Annotated in this window: 19 protein-coding genes; 17 read left to right on the top strand and 2 right to left on the bottom strand. The window is 61.4% G+C overall.

Translation table 11 applies throughout. The features are described from left to right. Positions 1 to 26 precede the first annotated feature (26 nt). From rpsE to eccB, 17 genes are all read left to right on the top strand, one after another. Positions 27 to 656, top strand: coding sequence for a 30S ribosomal protein S5 (rpsE, locus tag CCANI_RS01910; RefSeq protein ID WP_146325336.1), 630 nt, complete (start codon positions 27 to 29; stop codon positions 654 to 656). Between the two features lie 3 nt (positions 657 to 659). Beyond that, positions 660 to 845: a 50S ribosomal protein L30 gene (gene rpmD / locus CCANI_RS01915; RefSeq protein ID WP_146325337.1), complete on the top strand. Its 186-nt coding sequence runs from the start codon at positions 660 to 662 to the stop codon at positions 843 to 845. A gap of 7 nt (positions 846 to 852) precedes the next feature. Further along, positions 853 to 1,299 (top strand): 50S ribosomal protein L15, encoded by a 447-nt coding sequence (rplO, locus tag CCANI_RS01920; protein ID WP_146325338.1) that lies wholly within the window; start codon positions 853 to 855, stop codon positions 1,297 to 1,299. A 309-nt stretch (positions 1,300 to 1,608) separates the two neighbouring features. Then, positions 1,609 to 2,931 carry a preprotein translocase subunit SecY gene (gene secY / locus CCANI_RS01925; protein WP_146325339.1) on the top strand — a complete coding sequence of 441 codons (1,323 nt, stop codon included), beginning with the start codon at positions 1,609 to 1,611 and terminating at the stop codon, positions 2,929 to 2,931. After that, the gene (locus CCANI_RS01930; protein WP_146325340.1) at positions 2,928 to 3,473 is read left to right on the top strand and encodes an adenylate kinase; all 546 of its coding nucleotides are present in this window, start codon (positions 2,928 to 2,930) and stop codon (positions 3,471 to 3,473) included. Before secY ends, CCANI_RS01930 begins: the two co-directional genes overlap by 4 nt. A 342-nt stretch (positions 3,474 to 3,815) precedes the next feature. After that, the gene (gene map, locus CCANI_RS01935) at positions 3,816 to 4,607 is read left to right on the top strand and encodes a type I methionyl aminopeptidase (RefSeq protein ID WP_146325341.1); all 792 of its coding nucleotides are present in this window, start codon (positions 3,816 to 3,818) and stop codon (positions 4,605 to 4,607) included. 62 nt (positions 4,608 to 4,669) lie between these two features. Further along, positions 4,670 to 5,371: a L,D-transpeptidase gene (locus tag CCANI_RS01940; protein WP_146325342.1), complete on the top strand. Its 702-nt coding sequence runs from the start codon at positions 4,670 to 4,672 to the stop codon at positions 5,369 to 5,371. An 82-nt stretch (positions 5,372 to 5,453) separates the two neighbouring features. Beyond that, the gene (locus tag CCANI_RS01945) at positions 5,454 to 6,257 is read left to right on the top strand and encodes a hypothetical protein (protein ID WP_146325343.1); all 804 of its coding nucleotides are present in this window, start codon (positions 5,454 to 5,456) and stop codon (positions 6,255 to 6,257) included. A 209-nt stretch (positions 6,258 to 6,466) separates the two neighbouring features. After that, positions 6,467 to 6,688: a translation initiation factor IF-1 gene (gene infA / locus CCANI_RS01950; protein WP_005519800.1), complete on the top strand. Its 222-nt coding sequence runs from the start codon at positions 6,467 to 6,469 to the stop codon at positions 6,686 to 6,688. Positions 6,689 to 6,868: 180 nt separating this feature from the next. Then, the gene (rpsM, locus tag CCANI_RS01955; protein ID WP_020975609.1) at positions 6,869 to 7,237 is read left to right on the top strand and encodes a 30S ribosomal protein S13; all 369 of its coding nucleotides are present in this window, start codon (positions 6,869 to 6,871) and stop codon (positions 7,235 to 7,237) included. A gap of 3 nt (positions 7,238 to 7,240) precedes the next feature. Beyond that, the gene (rpsK, locus tag CCANI_RS01960) at positions 7,241 to 7,645 is read left to right on the top strand and encodes a 30S ribosomal protein S11 (protein WP_146325344.1); all 405 of its coding nucleotides are present in this window, start codon (positions 7,241 to 7,243) and stop codon (positions 7,643 to 7,645) included. 23 nt (positions 7,646 to 7,668) lie between these two features. After that, on the top strand, positions 7,669 to 8,274 hold the full coding sequence (gene rpsD, locus CCANI_RS01965) for a 30S ribosomal protein S4 (RefSeq protein ID WP_146325345.1): 606 nt from the start codon (positions 7,669 to 7,671) through the stop codon (positions 8,272 to 8,274). Between the two features lie 94 nt (positions 8,275 to 8,368). Beyond that, entirely contained in the window at positions 8,369 to 9,385 is a 1,017-nt protein-coding gene (locus tag CCANI_RS01970) for a DNA-directed RNA polymerase subunit alpha (RefSeq protein WP_146325346.1), read from the top strand. Between the two features lie 48 nt (positions 9,386 to 9,433). Continuing rightward, a complete protein-coding gene (rplQ, locus tag CCANI_RS01975) occupies positions 9,434 to 9,868 on the top strand; it encodes a 50S ribosomal protein L17 (protein WP_146325347.1) in 435 nt (144 codons plus the stop codon). Positions 9,869 to 9,955: 87 nt separating this feature from the next. Then, positions 9,956 to 10,828: a tRNA pseudouridine synthase A gene (locus CCANI_RS01980; RefSeq protein ID WP_146325348.1), complete on the top strand. Its 873-nt coding sequence runs from the start codon at positions 9,956 to 9,958 to the stop codon at positions 10,826 to 10,828. Positions 10,829 to 10,919: 91 nt separating this feature from the next. After that, on the top strand, positions 10,920 to 13,220 hold the full coding sequence (locus tag CCANI_RS01985; protein ID WP_146325349.1) for a DUF6541 family protein: 2,301 nt from the start codon (positions 10,920 to 10,922) through the stop codon (positions 13,218 to 13,220). A 472-nt stretch (positions 13,221 to 13,692) separates the two neighbouring features. Then, on the top strand, positions 13,693 to 14,976 hold the full coding sequence (gene eccB / locus CCANI_RS01990) for a type VII secretion protein EccB (RefSeq protein WP_186750351.1): 1,284 nt from the start codon (positions 13,693 to 13,695) through the stop codon (positions 14,974 to 14,976). On the opposite strand, the gene mycP is transcribed toward eccB, so the two are convergent. Further along, the gene (gene mycP / locus CCANI_RS01995) at positions 14,918 to 16,072 is read right to left on the bottom strand and encodes a type VII secretion-associated serine protease mycosin (RefSeq protein ID WP_146325351.1); all 1,155 of its coding nucleotides are present in this window, start codon (positions 16,070 to 16,072) and stop codon (positions 14,918 to 14,920) included. The genes eccB and mycP overlap by 59 nt on opposite strands. Further along, positions 16,069 to 17,403, bottom strand: a complete 1,335-nt coding sequence (gene eccD / locus CCANI_RS02000; protein WP_146325352.1) for a type VII secretion integral membrane protein EccD — start codon at positions 17,401 to 17,403, stop codon at positions 16,069 to 16,071. The genes mycP and eccD overlap by 4 nt, the downstream gene beginning before the upstream one ends. Positions 17,404 to 17,413: the final 10 nt, after the last annotated feature.

Genomic DNA, 17,413 nt, shown 5'->3' on the forward strand with positions numbered 1-17,413 from the left:
AAAAACATCAACGGAAGGAACGCGTAATGCCGGGACGTGAACGGCGTGACGGCGGACGCTCCGCCGACAATACCAACGAAAACCGCAACGAGCGTCGGGGCCGCAACCGCGACGACCGTCGCAACCAGCAGCAGGACGAGCGCTCGCAGTACATCGAGCGCGTTGTCACCATCAACCGTGTCTCCAAGGTGGTCAAGGGTGGCCGTCGCTTCAGCTTCACCGCCTTGGTCATCGTCGGTGACGGCCAAGGCATGGTCGGCGTAGGCTACGGCAAGGCCAAGGAAGTTCCCGCCGCAATCCAAAAGGGCGCTGAAGAAGCACGTAAGAACTTCTTCCGCGTCCCGATGGTGGCGGGCACCATCACCCACCCCGTCCAGGGGGAGGCAGCCGCCGGCATCGTGATGATGCGCCCGGCCGCCCCCGGTACCGGTGTGATCGCCGGTGGCGCCGCCCGCCCCGTGCTGGAATGCGCCGGTGTGCAGGACATCCTGTGCAAGTCTCTCGGCTCTGACAACGCCATCAACGTCGTCCACGCCACCGTGGATGGCCTGAAGCAGCTGGTCCGCCCCGAAGAGGTCGCAGCCCGCCGCGGCAAGACCCTCGAAGAGGTTGCCCCGGCACGCATGCTGCGCGCACGCGCAGGTCAGGAGGCGTAAATCATGGCCCTGAAGATTACTCAAACCAAGGGCACCGTCGGTGCCAAGAAGAATCAGAAGGAATCGCTGCGCAGCCTTGGCCTGAAGCGCATTCGCCACAGTGTGGTCCGCCCCGACACCCCCCAGGTTCGCGGCATGATCAACGTGGTGCGCCACATGGTTGAGGTCGAAGAAGTGGCGGGGGAGTAGGTACAACATGAGCGAACCAATTAAGCTCCACGACCTGCGCCCGGCACCGGGCGCCAACAAGGCCAAGACCCGCGTCGGCCGCGGTGAGGCCTCCAAGGGTAAAACCGCTGGTCGCGGTACCAAGGGTACCAAGGCTCGCAAGCAGGTTTCGGCAGCATTCGAAGGTGGCCAAATGCCACTGCACATGCGCCTGCCGAAGCTCAAGGGCTTCAAGAACCCCAATAAGGTTGTCTTCCAGGTGGTCAACGTTGCCGACCTGGAAAAGGCATTCCCCAACGGTGGCGAGATCAAGATCTCGGACATTGTTGGTGCCGGCTTGGCCCGCAAGAAGCAACCGGTGAAGATCCTGGGCAACGGTGACCTCAACGTAGCGTTGAACGTTACCGCCACCAAGTTCTCCCGCTCCGCAAAGGAGAAGATCGAAGCAGCTGGCGGCTCCGTCACGGAAGCTTAAGGCTACTAGGATCGCGACAACCCCCGAATGGAAAACGTCGGGGGTTTTCGCATGGGTGGGGTAGGCGGGGCGTCGATAAGCGGGGGTGGCCGATAACCTGAATCCATTGTGTGAGGCATAAAACCGCGAGGTAAGCCTACTTAAGCGGGCCCTGATGGGGTCCAAGCTAGGCGTCGCCTTGTTGATGCTGCTAGGATTGTGCAGTCTATGAACTTTGCGCGCCGATCGTGGTGCGCGGAACCAAACTAATCACACAACCTGCCCACTCGGGACTATTCACGGCACCTAAGTGGGTGGCCAGGAGGATATGTGTCCGCCTTAGTATCGGCATTTAAGGACGCTGATCTGCGCAAAAAGATCCTGTTTACGATCGCCATGATCGTGCTGTACCGGATCGGTGCCCAAATCCCGTCACCGGGCGTAGATTATGCGTCTATTAGCGGTCGCCTGCGGGAGCTTACGCAAGATCAGTCCAGTGTATATTCGCTGATCAACCTGTTTTCGGGTGGCGCGCTATTGCAACTGTCCGTCTTTGCTATCGGCATCATGCCGTACATCACGGCATCCATCATCGTGCAATTGCTCACCGTGGTAATCCCCCACTTTGAGGAGCTGAAAAAGGAGGGCCAAGCGGGGCAATCCAAGATGATGCAATACACCAGGTACCTCACCGTGGGGTTGGCGTTGCTGCAATCCGCGGGCATCGTGGCGCTGGCCGACCGTGGGCAGCTTCTAGGCACCGGCGTGGAAGTGCTGCGCGCAGATCGCGGCGTGTTCGACCTTGTGGTGCTCGTGCTGACCATGACGGCGGGCGCGGTGCTGGTGATGTGGATCGGCGAACTGATGACCGAAAAGGGCATCGGCAACGGTATGTCGCTGCTGATCTTCGCCGGTATTGCCACCCGGTTGCCTTCCGACGGCGCGGGCATCCTCGCCAGCTCTGGGGGCGGCGTGTTCGCACTGGTGTTGGTGGCCGTAATCATCTTGGTTGTGGGCGTTGTGTTCATCGAGCAAGGCCAGCGCCGCATCCCCGTGCAATACGCCAAACGCATGGTCGGACGGCGCCAATACGGGGGTACCTCCACCTACCTGCCGCTGAAGGTGAACCAGGCGGGCGTGATCCCCGTGATCTTCGCGTCCTCGCTGATCTATGTGCCGGTGTTGATCACCCAGATCGTGCAATCCGGGCAGACGCAGGTGAGCGATAACTGGTGGCAGCGGAACGTGATCCAGTTCCTGCAGACCCCCTCTTCGTGGCAGTACATTTTGCTGTACTTTGTGCTGATTATCTTCTTCTCGTACTTCTACGTTTCCGTGCAGTACGACCCCACTGAGCAGGCAGATAACATGAAGAAGTACGGCGGTTTTATCCCGGGCATTCGCCCAGGGCGGCCGACGGCACAGTACCTCGGTTATGTGATGAATCGCTTGTTATTTGTGGGTGCCCTGTACCTTGGAATTATCGCGGTGCTCCCGAACATTATGTTGGACTTGGGGGTAGGGACCACGAACGCTGGTTCCACCCCGTTTGGTGGTACCGCGATTCTGATCCTCGTGTCTGTGGCGCTGACTACTGTGAAGCAGATCGAGAGTCAGCTCCTACAAAGTAACTATGAAGGGTTCCTCAAATGAGACTCGTACTCCTTGGTCCTCCCGGTGCCGGAAAAGGCACTCAAGCCGCCATTCTTTCCGAGCGCTTGGGTGTTCCGCACATTTCCACCGGCGACCTATTCCGCGCCAATATTGGTGAAGGTACTCCCCTCGGCATCGAGGCCAAGCAGTACATCGATGCGGGAAAGCTTGTTCCAACCGACGTGACCGCACGCATGGTGGAATCCCGCTTGGACGAAGCTGACGCCGCGAACGGGTTCCTGCTCGACGGCTTTCCGCGCACCGTGGAACAGGCCGAATTGCTGGAAGGCATCCTTGGCAAGCACGGCCATAAGCTCGATGGTGTGATCGAATACCGGGTTTCCGAGGACGTGGTGGTGGAGCGCATGCTGTCCCGCGGACGCGCCGACGATAACGAGGAGACGATCCGCACTCGCCTGGGCGTGTACCGGGATGAGACCGCGCCGCTAATCGGCCACTACGGGGATCAATTGATCACCATCGAGGCGGAAGGCACCGTGGACGAGATCCTGGCCCGTACGCTCGAGGCCCTTAATGCCTAGCTAGAAGCTCAATTCGCCCCGCTGCCGGAAGGTGGTGGGGCGTTTTTGCTGTTGAAGGATGGGTTGTATGCAGCCGTTGACCTGCGATCGTCCGGAATTTCTTCGTTGGGGTGGTCAATGAAGAATGGAAGGACGAGCTGCGGGGTTTTCGGCCGTGATTCGTCCGGAATTTCTTCGTTAGGCTCCCGAATGAAGAATAGAAAGACCAGCCCCAGGTCGGCGGTTGTGCGCAACCCACCGCCAGGAACGCAACCAAGGAGTATCCGCGTTTTGTTGCTCAGCCAAGCCGGGGTCTAGCATTGGTTGACACATAACACGTAGAAGATCTGTAAAGGTAGCACCATGGGCTTCCGCTCAAAAAAGAAAATCGCCGCAAAGAGTCCAGGGGAGTTGGATGCGATGCAGGCGGCAGGGGAGATTGTCGGCAAAGCGTTGCAGGCGGTTAAGGCTGCGGCGGCACCGGGGGTCACCACCCTGGAGCTCGACGCGATCGCGGAGGAGACCATCAGGAATGCCGGCGCGATCCCCACGTTCCTGGGTTATCAGGGCTTCCCGGGTTCCATTTGCGCCTCCGTGAATGAGGTGATCGTGCATGGGATTCCGAGTGCGGATACGGTGTTGCAGGCGGGCGATCTGGTGTCCATCGATTGCGGCGCTACGTTCGAAGGCTGGGTGGGGGATTCGGCGTGGACGTTTGGCGTGGGCGAACTCGATGCGCAGGCCCAGGCGTTGAACGAGGCCACCGAGTGGGTGCTGCAGGAAGGGCTGCGGGCGATGCTCCCCGGTAATAGGCTTACCGACGTCTCGCACGCGCTGGAAGTAGCCACCCGCAAGGCCGAACAACGTTTCGGCGTGGCTCTTGGGATTGTGTCGGGCTATGGCGGGCATGGCATTGGCCGCACGATGCACGAGGACCCGTTCCTAGCCAACGAGGGGCGCGGCGGGCGTGGTCCGATTATCCAAGAGGGCAGCGTTCTGGCCATCGAACCGATGCTTACCTTAGGCACAACTGAGTCCGCGGTGTTGGAGGACGATTGGACCGTGGTTACCCTCGATGGTTCGTGGTCATCCCATTGGGAGCACACTGTTGCGGCGACCGCAAAGGGCCCCCGAATCCTCACCCCTCGTAAGTAATTCCTGTGAAAAATCGCGCAAATACTTAACTAAATGAGTGATTTGGTATAGCATGTCTAACCATGTTCTATAAACCACGTCATGCGAAACCCTCGGTAGCAAAGATCCGCACGGCAGCGTGCGCCTCCTCCGGCGTTGCCATGGTCGGGTTGATCTCCAATCCTGCGGCGGCCGCCGCGAATCCGCTGTCCGCTTCCGTGCAGGGCTCCAGCGAGGCCGTCAACCAAGGGTTGCGGCAAACGGCGTGGGATACTAGAAATGCTGTTCACCAGGGCGTTTCGGGCCTGCCGCCGCATATCGCGGACGCCGCTCGCGGGGCCGTCGATAATGCCGTGAATGGCGCATTCCCAGGTTTGATTCAGGAACGCACCGCCCCGGCCCCCGCGGCGCCGGTGGCAAATCCCGGTTTTGATACGGGTTCCTGCCCGCCCGCCGCGCGCGCTTGCATCGATCTTGCGGGCCAGCGCACGTGGCTGCAGCGCAATGGCCAGGTGACCTACGGCGCGGTGCCGATGTCCTCCGGCGCGCAGGGTTGGGAAACCCCCCGGGGCACGCATCATGTGACGCGCAAGGTGCAAAACGAGGTCAGCCGCCAGTTCAATAATGCGCCGATGCCGTACTCCGTGTATTTCACCAACAATGGCATCGCGTTCCACGAGGGCGATGTGCGCTTGCTGTCTCATGGTTGCATTCATTTGAACCACAATGATGCCGTGACCTATTTCCAGGACCTGCAGGTCGGTGACATGGTCTACGTGTACTGAGTTGCGCGGCGTCGATAAGCTTAACCAAAGCTAAGGGTAACCCTAATTATACCGTGAGGGCTTGCTTAGATATTCTTGCGGTATGGCGTTTGAACCACCGCCGAAACGTTGCTCACGCAGCCGGATCGGCACCGAAAACTGCTGCTGGGCGCTTGCCTTTGTAATCACCATTGTGACCGCGCTGGCGCCGGTGCTGGCGATGCGGCACGACGTAGTAGCCGCCCAACACGTGCAACCCTCGCTGACATTGCCGCCGCCCAGCGCCCGCACGGATATCGGCGGCGGTATTCAGCGGTCGCGCCTGGACTACGATCCGCCAGCGGTGATTACTACGGGGGAGCTGCGGCACCGCATCGACGAGTATTTCGTGCCCGTCAACCTCATCGAGCTTTTCGGCGCCTACGATTCCTGCACGCCCTCGGAAACGCGGGCGTTGGAGCACCTTAACGTGGTGTGCGTGGGCGATTATCGCAAGGTGAACGAATATGTGGCCGCGCTCGGGTTGCCGCGGCTTGGGGTGATTGATACGGCGCGGGCTACGTTTTCTTATAGTTCCTACGAGGCGTCCGACGATACGCTTTTCAATGACGTGGAGGGGTGCGCGACGACGATTGACCGCGTCTACCGCGACACCGGCACAACGTTAATCGTTTTAGAGGAGCCTTGCGACGCCGCGGATAAGCCGTTTCCGGGCGCGTGGGAGGCCGGGCGCACGAGGTTTTCCGCGGTGCATATCATGGACTATCAGCGGGGGATCGAGGATTCACAGGGCGTGCGATTGTATCCGACGTTGACGATCGAGGGTTTTGAAAGCCGGGACGCGATCGAGGCGTTGATGCGATATTTTGGGTTGAAGTTTAAGCCGTTGGGGCCGGTCATGGAGTAGCAACCTTGGCTGCGCAATCGGCTTTCCGTATCGCACAATGAAACCTAAGTGTGAGTTTCTTAGTCGGGGTGTGGCAGCTCACGCCTTGAACATTTGGGGAACGTGCAGGTGGGGTGTAGGGTTACTAGGTGGTGTGAACTGTTTACAGTTCCATCACCGTAGCACTATGACACCCATCCGGCAGTCTGAGCCGGGGAAAAGCAGAGGATATGGCTAAAAAGGAAGGCGCAATCGAGGTAGAGGGACGCATTGTTGAACCTTTGCCAAACGCAATGTTCCGTGTCGAGCTTGACAACGGGCACAAAGTCCTTGCTCACATCAGTGGCAAGATGCGCCAGCACTACATCCGTATCCTCCCCGAGGATCGCGTCGTTGTGGAGCTGTCTCCGTACGACTTGACCCGCGGTCGCATCGTCTACCGCTACAAGTAAGTTTTTTTAAGCCTCCTTATTCCAGGCAGGCGGGGACGTCTGCTTTCTTCACCTTCGGCATCGGTGGCTGAAGCCTCGCGTAATCTCGACCCACCGTCCGGCATCCGTCCGGGCAAAGCGTTGTCTGGCGGGGACGAATAAGGAGAAAACCACCGTAACAACCGGAAAGGATACTGCCACATGGCACGCCTTGCTGGAGTTGACCTGCCGCGCAATAAGCGCATGGAGGTCGCTCTCACCTACATTTACGGCATCGGCCCCGCCCGTGCCGCCAAGCTGCTGGAAGAGACCGGCATCTCTCCCGACCTGCGTACCGATAACCTGACCGACGAGCAGATCGCTGCGCTGCGTGACGTCATCGAAGCCACCTGGAAGGTGGAGGGTGACCTGCGCCGCCAGGTTCAGGCCGATATTCGCCGCAAGATCGAAATTGGTTGCTATCAGGGGTTGCGTCACCGTCGTGGCCTGCCCGTGCGCGGTCAGCGCACCAAGACCAATGCGCGTACGCGTAAGGGTCCGAAGAAGACGATCGCCGGAAAGAAGAAGTAAAGAATGCCTCCTAAAGCACGCTCTGGCGCGCGCCGCACTGGCCGTCGCGTCGTAAAAAAGAATGTGGCCAAAGGTGCCGCATACATCAAGTCCACCTTTAATAACACCATCGTGTCTATCACCGACCCGAACGGTGCTGTGATTTCTTGGGCGTCCTCCGGCCATGTTGGCTTCAAGGGTTCCCGCAAGTCCACCCCGTTCGCCGCGCAGATGGCCGCCGAAAATGCAGCCCGCAAGGCGATGGAGCATGGCATGACGAAGGTTGACGTCTACGTCAAGGGCCCGGGTTCGGGCCGTGAAACCGCTATCCGTTCCCTCTCGGCCGCCGGCCTTGAGGTTGGTCAGATTTACGACGTGACTCCGCAGCCCCACAATGGTTGCCGTCCGCCGAAGCGTCGTCGCGTTTAGTAGGAAAGGAAAGGTCACTTACAATGGCTCGTTACACTGGCCCCGCAACCCGTAAGTCCCGCCGCCTCCGCGTCGACCTTGTCGGTGGAGACGTTGCGTTTGAGCGTCGTCCGTACCCTCCGGGACAGGCTGGCCGCGCGCGCATCAAGGAGTCCGAGTACCTGCTGCAGCTGCAAGAAAAGCAGAAGGCTCGCTTCACGTACGGCGTTATGGAAAAGCAGTTCCGCCGCTACTACGCCGAGGCTAATCGACGCCCCGGCAAGACCGGCGAAAACCTGGTGATTCTGCTGGAGTCCCGCCTGGACAACGTGGTGTACCGCGCTGGTCTGGCGCGCACCCGCCGTCAGGCCCGCCAGCTGGTTTCCCACGGTCATTTCACCGTGAATGGCAAGAAGGTCAACGTCCCTTCCTTCCAGGTTTCCCAGTACGACATCATTGATGTCCGTGAGAAGTCTCGGAAGATGCTGTGGTTCGAAGAGGCACAGGAAAACCTCGTCGACGCCATCGTCCCGGCCTGGTTGCAGGTCGTTCCATCCACCCTGCGCATCCTCGTGCACCAGCTGCCCGAGCGCGCCCAGATCGACGTGCCGCTGCAAGAGCAGCTGATCGTCGAGTTCTACTCGAAGTAATTCTGGCTGCGTTGCCGCAGCTCAAGGAATCTTCATTTCAATCCGTTGCCAATAGACGTCATATAGCGGGCGTCATTGAAGGAGAACGAATCTCATGCTCATTTCCCAGCGCCCTGAAATCAATGAAGAGTTTGTGGGCCCGGCTCGTTCCCGGTTCACCATCGAGCCGCTCGAACCCGGATTTGGTTACACCCTGGGTAATTCCCTGCGTCGGACGCTGCTGTCCTCCATCCCGGGTGCGGCAGTCACCAGCGTCAAGATCGACGGTGTGCTTCACGAATTCACCACTATTAACGGTGTGAAGGAAGACGTTTCCGACATCATCCTGAACATCAAGGGCATGGTGCTTTCCTCCACTTCCGACGAGCCGGTGGTCATGTACCTCCGCAAGGAAGGGGAAGGCGTTGTCACCGCGGGCGATATCGAAGCGCCCGCCGATGTGGAAATCCACAACCCGGATATGCACATTGCAACGCTGAATGAGCAAGGCAGCCTCAATATCGAATTGGTTGTGGAACGTGGCCGTGGCTACGTGCCCGCCACCATGTACGGCGGCTCCGGGGAGATCGGCCGCATCCCGGTCGATCAGATCTATTCTCCGGTGCTCAAGGTGAGCTACAAGGTGGAAGCTACTCGTGTTGAGCAGCGCACCGACTTTGACAAGCTCATCATCGATGTTGAGACCAAGAATTCTATCTCCGCTCGTGACGCCATGGCATCTGCTGGCAAAACCCTCGTCGAATTGTTCGGTCTCGCCCGCGAGCTGAACGAAGCCGCTGAGGGCATCGAGATCGGCCCCTCTCCCCAAGAGACCGAACACACCGAGTCCTACAAGATCCCGATTGAGGACCTGAACTTCTCCGTTCGTTCCTACAATTGCTTGAAGCGCCAAGAGATCCACACCGTGGGCGAACTCGCGGAATGCAACGAATCCGATCTGTTGGACATCCGCAACTTCGGGCAGAAGTCCATCGATGAGGTGAAGATCAAGCTCGCCAGCTTGGGCCTCACCCTGAAGGACGCTCCCGAGGATTTCGATCCGACCACCTTGGAAGGGTACGACGCGGAAACCGGTGACTTCATCGACCTCGACGCTGAAGATTCCGAGTAGAAAGCACTCAGCCACCGCGCTCAAATATTCGTACACGAGGAGTACATCATGCCAAAGCCCAAGAAGGGGCCCCGTCTCGGCGGTTCTGCTAGCCACCAGAAGAAGATTCTTTCGAACCTGGCGGCGCAGCTGATCGAGCACGGCGCAATCAAGACCACGGACACCAAGGCCAAGCTGCTGCGTCCGTACGTGGAAAAGCTCATTACCAAAGCCAAGGCCGGCACTGTTGCCGACCGCCGTAATGTGCTCAAGGACGTCCCGAACAAGGAGATCGTCGCTCGCCTGTTCAACGAGCTCGCTCCCAAGTTCGAAGGTCGTGAGGGTGGCTACACCCGCATCGTCAAGCTGGAAAACCGCAAGGGCGACAACGCCCCGATGTCTCAGATCTCGCTCATCCTCGAGCCGACCGTGAGCACCGAGGCCTCCCGCGCCGCCCGCGCCGCCGCTTCCAAGCAGGTCGAGGAGACCACTGAGGAAAACTAAACCTTTCCGCGCCGACCCGCAGACCCGCTTGGGCTGCGGGTCTTGTGTTTGCAACATTGATTGGACTCAAGCGAAAGACAAGTAGAATTGGACAGCGTGACTGATACTTTCCGCCTGCGCCTAGACCTTTCCTACGACGGCACGGATTTTCATGGGTGGGCTCGCCAAACGCGGCAAGGCAACGCGGATGAATTGCGCACAGTCCAGGGCACGTTGGAGGAGACGCTCTCGTTGATCCTGCGGGCCCCCGTCCAACTCACCGTCGCCGGGCGCACGGACGCCGGTGTACATGCGGCGCACCAGGTGGCGCATTGCGATGTCCCGGCGGGTTCGTTAGATCAGCGCAGCATCGACGGGGATCCCCGCCGGCTGGTTCGCCGCCTGGCCAGGATCCTCCCGGAAGACGTGCGGGTGCGCGATGTGTCCTTCGCCCCGCCCGGATTCGACGCCAGGTTTTCGGCGTTACGCAGGCATTATGTGTATCGGGTGACCACCCACGAGGCCGGCGCCCTCCCCACGCGCGCCCGGGATACCACGGTGTGGCCCAAGCCGGTGGATATGCAGCGGATGCAGCGGGAGGCGGAATCGCTGCTCGGCCTCAATGATTTCGCGGCCTTTTGCAAGCACCGCCCGAACGCCACGACGCTTAGGGATTTGCAGGTGTTTTCCTGGCGGGATATTTCCACCGTTTGGGAGCCGGAATTATATGAAGCGCATGTTTGTGCAGATGCGTTTTGTTGGTCGATGGTGCGTTCGCTTGTCGGTGCGTGTTTGGCGGTGGGGGAGGGGCGTCGAAAAGCGGGGTTTGCTGCGGAATTATTGCAGGAGCGGGTGCGTTCTTCGGCGGTTCCGGTGGCGGCCGCGAAGGGTTTGTCCTTGGTCGGTGTGGACTATCCTGCGGACGAGTGTTTGGCGGAGCGCGCCACGGTAACGCGAAATGTGCGTACCTTGGAAGGTTGACCACAATAAAGAGTTCTAACTAAATTTTTAGGGCGGCGGCTGAAAGCGTTTGGGCGCTGGTGTGAAACAGGTGAGGAGTTGGTAAGCCGACATGGGAATCTACGGTGCGGCGTTGGTGGCGGTGGCGGTGTTTACCGTTCCCGGTTTCCTGCTGACGTGGGTTTCTGGGCTGCGGGCTCCATGGGCGGCGGCGGCTGCGGTCCCGGCAAGTTTTGGAGTGTTCGGGTTCGCCGCGTGGTTTTACGGAATGACGGGGTATTCGTTTACCGGCACCGCAACGTGCATAATTTTGGCGGCCGCACTCCTGTTAGCCGCCCTGTGGCGCTTCGCGTTTTTTGCTTATCGACGCCGCGCCCGGCGCAACGCCCCACCCGCCCCCGCGCCCGATCCCACGAAACCCCAGGTGGTTGCCCCGAAACCGCGGTTCTGGGAAGCCTGGCAGCCGGGTAGTATTATCGACCCCCGCTGGGTGCTGCCCGGGCTCGGTGCCGTGGTGGGCGCGTGGCTGCTGATGAGCCGCTCGCTGAAATTGCTGGATGAGACCCGTTACGGGATGGATAACATCTACCAAGGGTGGGATGTGCACTGGCACGCCAGCGTGATCCGCTTTATTTTGGAAACGGGTGTGGCGTCGCCGACGCGCATGGGGGAGCTGCAGAATCTGGAGAGTCAGGCGCCGCTGTACTACCCGTCCGCCTGGCACGCCGGTGCCTACCTGGTTGCGGAGTACGCCGGGGTGTCGCCGATCGCCGCCACGAATATCACGGCGATCGTGCTGCCCGCGCTGGTCTTGCCCTTGTCGGTGGGGTTGCTGGCGTGGCGGATTTTGAATAATCGGGGCTTGGCGGCGCAGATCGCGGCGGGCATCGCGGCCATCGCCGTGTATGGCAGCCCGGTGTTGTTCTGGATCGGTAACTATGTGGGGGCGTGGCCGTATGTGGCGGCGGTAAGCATGGCGGGGATCGTGCTGGCGCTGTATATGTCCGTGCCGGCGGTCAAGGTGCGGGCGTTCGCGGCGGCGGTGACGTTTATCGGCATGGTGCAGACGCACCCCTCGGCGGCCACCATCGTGATCCTGGGGCTGGCCTGCTGGTGGCTGCTGTGGTTGGTGTGGGCGCCCTCGAAACGGCCCACCACGCGCAAACAGCATGTGCTGTATCGGCTTTCAGACCTCGGCATGCTGGCCGGTGCCGGCATCGTGGCGGTGGCGGTGTTCCTGCCGCAGCTGCTGGCCGGTGCCGGGCAGAGCGAAGAAGTGAAATCCTTTACCGCCACGGAAAACGTTTCCCGCACGCAATCCTGGTGGATGGCCATCGAAATGATGACCCGCCACACCGATGAAGCCCCCAATGCCTCCTGGGTGCTGTGGCTGGCCGGGACGGGCGCGGTGCTGGCCCTGCTGTGGCGCCGTAATCTGTGGCTGCCCGCCTGCTATGCGCTGAGCGTGTGGGTGACCGTGAACTCGCTGCGCCCCTTTGAAAAACCGTGGGGCGAATGGTTGGAAATGATCGGTGCCCTGCACTACAACACCGCGCACCGCCTGATCATGCCGGTGGCCATGATCACCTTCGCCTACGTGGGCGTATGCATCGCCGTGGTGCTGCGGCTGGTGCTGCTGGGCCCGTTCCGGCGTTTCCACCAGGTTTCCGTGGCATTGTCCGTGGTCGCGGCGCTGATCGCCGGCTGGTGCATGGCGCAGCGGGTAACCAAAGACATGGAGGAGGGTTCCGATTGGGCCATTACCTCCGCCCGCGACGGCCGCATGGTCAGCGAAACGGACCTGAAGGCGTACCGCTGGGTGGCGCGGCAACCCCACGCCTACGATGGGCTGATCCTGTCCAACCCGGCGGAAGGCTCCGGGTGGGCGTACCCGTACAACAACCTGCCCATGCTGTTCCCGCATTACCTGTGGCCGGCCACGGGGACTAGTTCCGCGACCAATATGGTGTATTGGCACCCCGACAAGCTCGGCATGGGCGCGAATGGGGATCCGGACGAGCTGAATCTCGCGGATATCGCCGCGCGGCGGCTGAATATCACGTTTATTATCGTTTCCCCGCCGAGCTTTTGGGCCTTCCAGGAGCCGCTGCTGCCCATGGAGCAAGGGTTGTGGCACACCGCCGGCGTGACCCCGGTGTATAAAGACCGCCATGTGGTGGTGTTTGCCGTGAATGATCGCTTTACGGACGCCCAATTGAATCAGATGCGCGAGCGCGGCAATTCCCCGGAGCGGCTGCCGGATCTACCCACAAAGGGCTTGGAAGGCAAGGCGCTCACCCCCGAGGAATACGATCAGCCCTATTACCATCGCCCCATCAAGGCCCCCTCGCAACCCCCGAATATGGCTGATATCAACGATCACTGGCAGGAGCAGCCCGCCGCTTCCCATTAAAAACCCCCTTGTGGAGCGGCGTCGCACGCATACACGGCTCCGGCAGGGGGTTTGTTCGGCTATCGGCGCATCACCAGCAGTCATCCCACCAGCAGGGGCCCCAGCCGAAGGAACCGAGATTCCAGGACAAGTTGTAGAACGCTGCATCGAACCAAGAAAGCATTGTGGGGACCTTTCCTCGAAGTGGTGCCAACCAGATTTGGGGAGGCTGAACCTATTGTCTCCCCCGTATTTATTAGGTTCAAGGGAGTAGAACGATTGATTATTCTTCGGTATAATCGCGTGAGCGTGCTCATGTAATCGTTTTTTATAGGGGATTTGCAGCGCCCAAAGCATCGAAAAACGGCATCGTACAACCTGAGACGCGCCCCATTTAGGGGGTGGTGTGAGCTAAAAACTGGGAGTTTTCACCGCAAATATAAGCGCCGAGTATACTTGGCCCGGCAAGGGGAATCGGATCGGGGAGATTTCAGTGGACTATCAGCGGATCCTATCGCCAACAACACAGGCCCAGGTCTCTGGCCATAGGTTTTTCATACGCCGCATTGAGCATGGCTTGGTGCTCGGGGATACCCGCATGATCCACGATCCCCTGGGCCGTCGCCGCCGCGCCGCGGTGTTCGGCGGTGTGGCCTGTCTGCTCCTGTGCCTGGGTGCCGGGGCGCTCGCCTTGTTCGTCCCGCGCATTGACCCCGGCGCCGCCCCCATCGTGGTCGCCGAGACCGGCGCATTGTACGTTCGCATAGACGATCGGCTGCACCCCGTGTTCAACCTTACGTCCGCACAATTGATCGTGGGCGCCCCCGAGCAACCCGCCCGCGCCGCCACCGAAGTCCTCGCCGATATGCCGCGCGGCATCCCCATCGGGCTTATCGACGCCCCCGGTGTGATCGACACCGACCCAACCCACCGTTGGCACTGGTCGGCGTGCGCTTTGGGCGAGGGAATCCAGGTGCGCGCCGCAGATCAGGTCCCGAAGGCCATCGCCGGTGGGGAGGCCATATTTACGGAGGCCGCCGGCATCTCCTATATTGTGACCTCGCAGGGCCGTCAGGCGCTCCCGCCCGGCGACACTCCGGAGGGCCGCGTGGTGCGCCGCCGCCTAGGCATTACCGCGAAAACCCCGGTGTGGAGCACGTCCCCGGAGATGTTGAATACCATCGCGGCGCAACCCGAGGTGCGCATCCCGCCCGCCGGTGAACTTTGGGAAACCGGCGACGGCGGGTCTTTCTTTGTGCACGATCAGGCCGTGGTGCGCCTGACCGATGTGCAGCGCGATATCCTCCTTGACCTGGGTTTCCGCAGCATCCCCGTCGATCGCGCCACCCCGCACAATTTCGATGACGCTAAAGATTATGTCGAGCTCCCCAGCGCCGCACCGCGGACGTGGCTTGACCCCACCGAGCGCGCCGTGTGCGCCAGCGGTGAGGCTGGCGATATTTCGCTTATCGACGCCCCGTCGGCAGGCACCGCGCTCAGCGAAACGCTCAGCTATCACGGCCCCGGCCTTGGGCTCCCCGTGGATACCGGAAACGGTTGGATCGTGGTCAGCGATTACGGCACCCGGCACACCATTGCCGATAAGGAGGCCCTTGCGGCGCTCGGGATCGAGACGCCCGGCCCGGCCCCGTGGGCGATCATCAAGCTGTTGCCCGAGGGCATCGCATTGGACCGGGATCAGGCTCTCGCGCCCCTGGCTATCGGCGCCGACGCAACAAGAGCGCCGAAAGCGCAGCCCCAACCAGCAGCGCCATAACCACCTGCAGGGCGCGGCCGGCGGCGGGGTTGGTGCGGGCGGTGGGAGGGGCGTCGATAGGCGGGGCGGCGGCGGGCCGGGTGAGTCCGGTGGGCAACCACGTTAAGGCGGCATAGGGATCAACATTGCCCGTGCCATGGGCCGCGCTACTAGTAATGCGATCGCGAATCTCGGCGGCGCTGGCCTCCGGGAAACGCTGCTTCACCAATGCCGCAGTGCCCGTGACCACCGGGGCGGCGAAACTCGTGCCCTCGAACGGCCTCGAACCACCTTGCGGATCGACGATCCCGCCCACAAACCCCGCATCGCGCGGGCTGGCGGCCACCTTCACATGGCCGGATGCCGCCACCTGCGGATGGTCTGCAAGCCCCGGGATGCTATACGGTGCGATATTGTGCGCGTCGCTGCTGGCGCTCACCGCCAGGACCGTCGGCGAATGCGCAGGTAGTACCGCCGAGTCCGGTTGGCATTCCGCCGTCACATTCCCCGCGGCCGCGACCACCACCACGTTTAACTCCTCCGCGCGGGCCAAAGCGCCATCCAGCACCGTTTCCATCGGTTGGCCGCGGCCCGGGACGCAAGACACCACCGACACATTAATAATCTGCGCGCCACGATCGAGCGCCAGTTCTATCGCCTCCGCGAGGGAATCCAAGGTTCCCGCCGAGGATTCGGACGGCGCGAAACTGGAGGTTTGGCGGATGCTCAATAGCTCGATATCCGGGGCCACGCCGTCCAACGGGCCGCGACCGGCCAGGACTCCGGCCACCACCGTGCCGTGACCATCGCAATCCGTCAGGGCGCCCTCGCGCGCGCCATCCACAAGATCCGCGATCGGCTGCACCTGCGGCAAATACGGGTGCGGATAAATCCCCGTATCAATCACCGCCACCTTTACCCCGGCACCCGTGGCAAACTCATGCGCCCGCGCCCACGAACTCTTCGTTTCCGCAGGCAACGACTCCACCGGCAGCGCCTGCGGGCATTGCGCCTGCGGCAGCCCCTCCGCCGCCTGGGCGATCGGCGGGCGCAATAAATACACCAAGGCGCACAATACGATCAGGCCAGTCACCGCCGCCTTGCAACGAAAACTCATCCCAACCCCCGAATTGCCACAAACAACCCCGCCACGTGCGCCGCCAAAGGCAACGCCACCGCAATGGCAAAAGCCTCCAAACGCTCGAACCAACACACCAGCGTAGGCGTAAACTCCGGGACCCGGCCAGCCCACAACACGCAACTCAAACAACCCGCCACCAGCAAGAATCCCACCAGCGGAAGGGTGGACACGCTACACACCAAGCACATTAGGGCCCATACCCACAACGCCCAAGTGGACCACGGGGAACGATGCCGAATGGCATGGAACCCCACCGCCGCGCTCGTCGCCGCGCACAATGCGGCCACATACGGTGCGGAACCCGGAGGACACAGCACGCACGCTGCGGCGATGCCAGCGCAACCGGAAAAGCTAAGGCCGAGCACCATGCCGTCGAGAAGCAATACAGCGAGCCGCGCACTGGTTTGGGTCTGGGCGGGCGGCGACCCCGAATCAGCAACCGTAAAATCCTCCCCGGCGGAGGGCAAACGCGGCACCGAACACCCCGCAATATGCACAGCAAGCGACGGCACCACAATCAACGACACCAAGGCAAAACCAACGCACGCGGCGGCCGGGCCAGCCAACCACAAATCATGCGGGGCCAAGCCAAACGCCGCCACCCCGCACAACAACACAAACAACACCGTGCCCCAACACGCATTAATCATCGCGGGACAATACGAAACCACCTGGACCGCGACACACGCGCACGCCATCGCCGCCACCGCCGTCAACCCCGCAACGAGCAAAGCCCCGCGACCATCATCGCCGGACGTCACATACGTCCACGCCGCGCACCCCGCCGGGATCGGAGTACCGGAGGCCAACACCCACCGAGAAACCGGCGAACTCAAGGCGAAACGCGTGGCCAGGGCCAATAACGTCACGCACGCCAATGCGCCGGAGGCAAACGCCAACCACTGGTGGTGCGGAAGCGTCCAACACCACCACACAAAACCCACCAAACCCGCGCCCGTCGCAGCGGCGCTTAATTGCGTGGCAGGGTGCGGGAGCGGTACCGAAACCAACGCCTCCGCGGTATCAACCACTAACGGTTCCGGAGTGTCCGCAAACGGGCGGAGCACCACGATATCGCCGTGCGTGAGGGGCAGCGCGGACAATGGGGCGGTGGCATCCAACACAGTGCCGGCCGTGGTGGTCGGCTGCCAAGGCGCGGAAATGCTAGGGGCGTGTAGTAAGTCTAAAACCTCTCCCAAGATTTCAGCGACGCTCGAATGCGCAGGCAGCGCAAGGTCCGCTTGTCTCCGGTGCGTGCCAGGCGCCTCCAATCGGACGGTCAGATGCAGGATGGTGTTCATGGTCATAACGCCCCCT

Source organism: Corynebacterium canis, from assembly GCF_030408595.1.
GTDB lineage: Bacteria > Actinomycetota > Actinomycetes > Mycobacteriales > Mycobacteriaceae > Corynebacterium > Corynebacterium canis.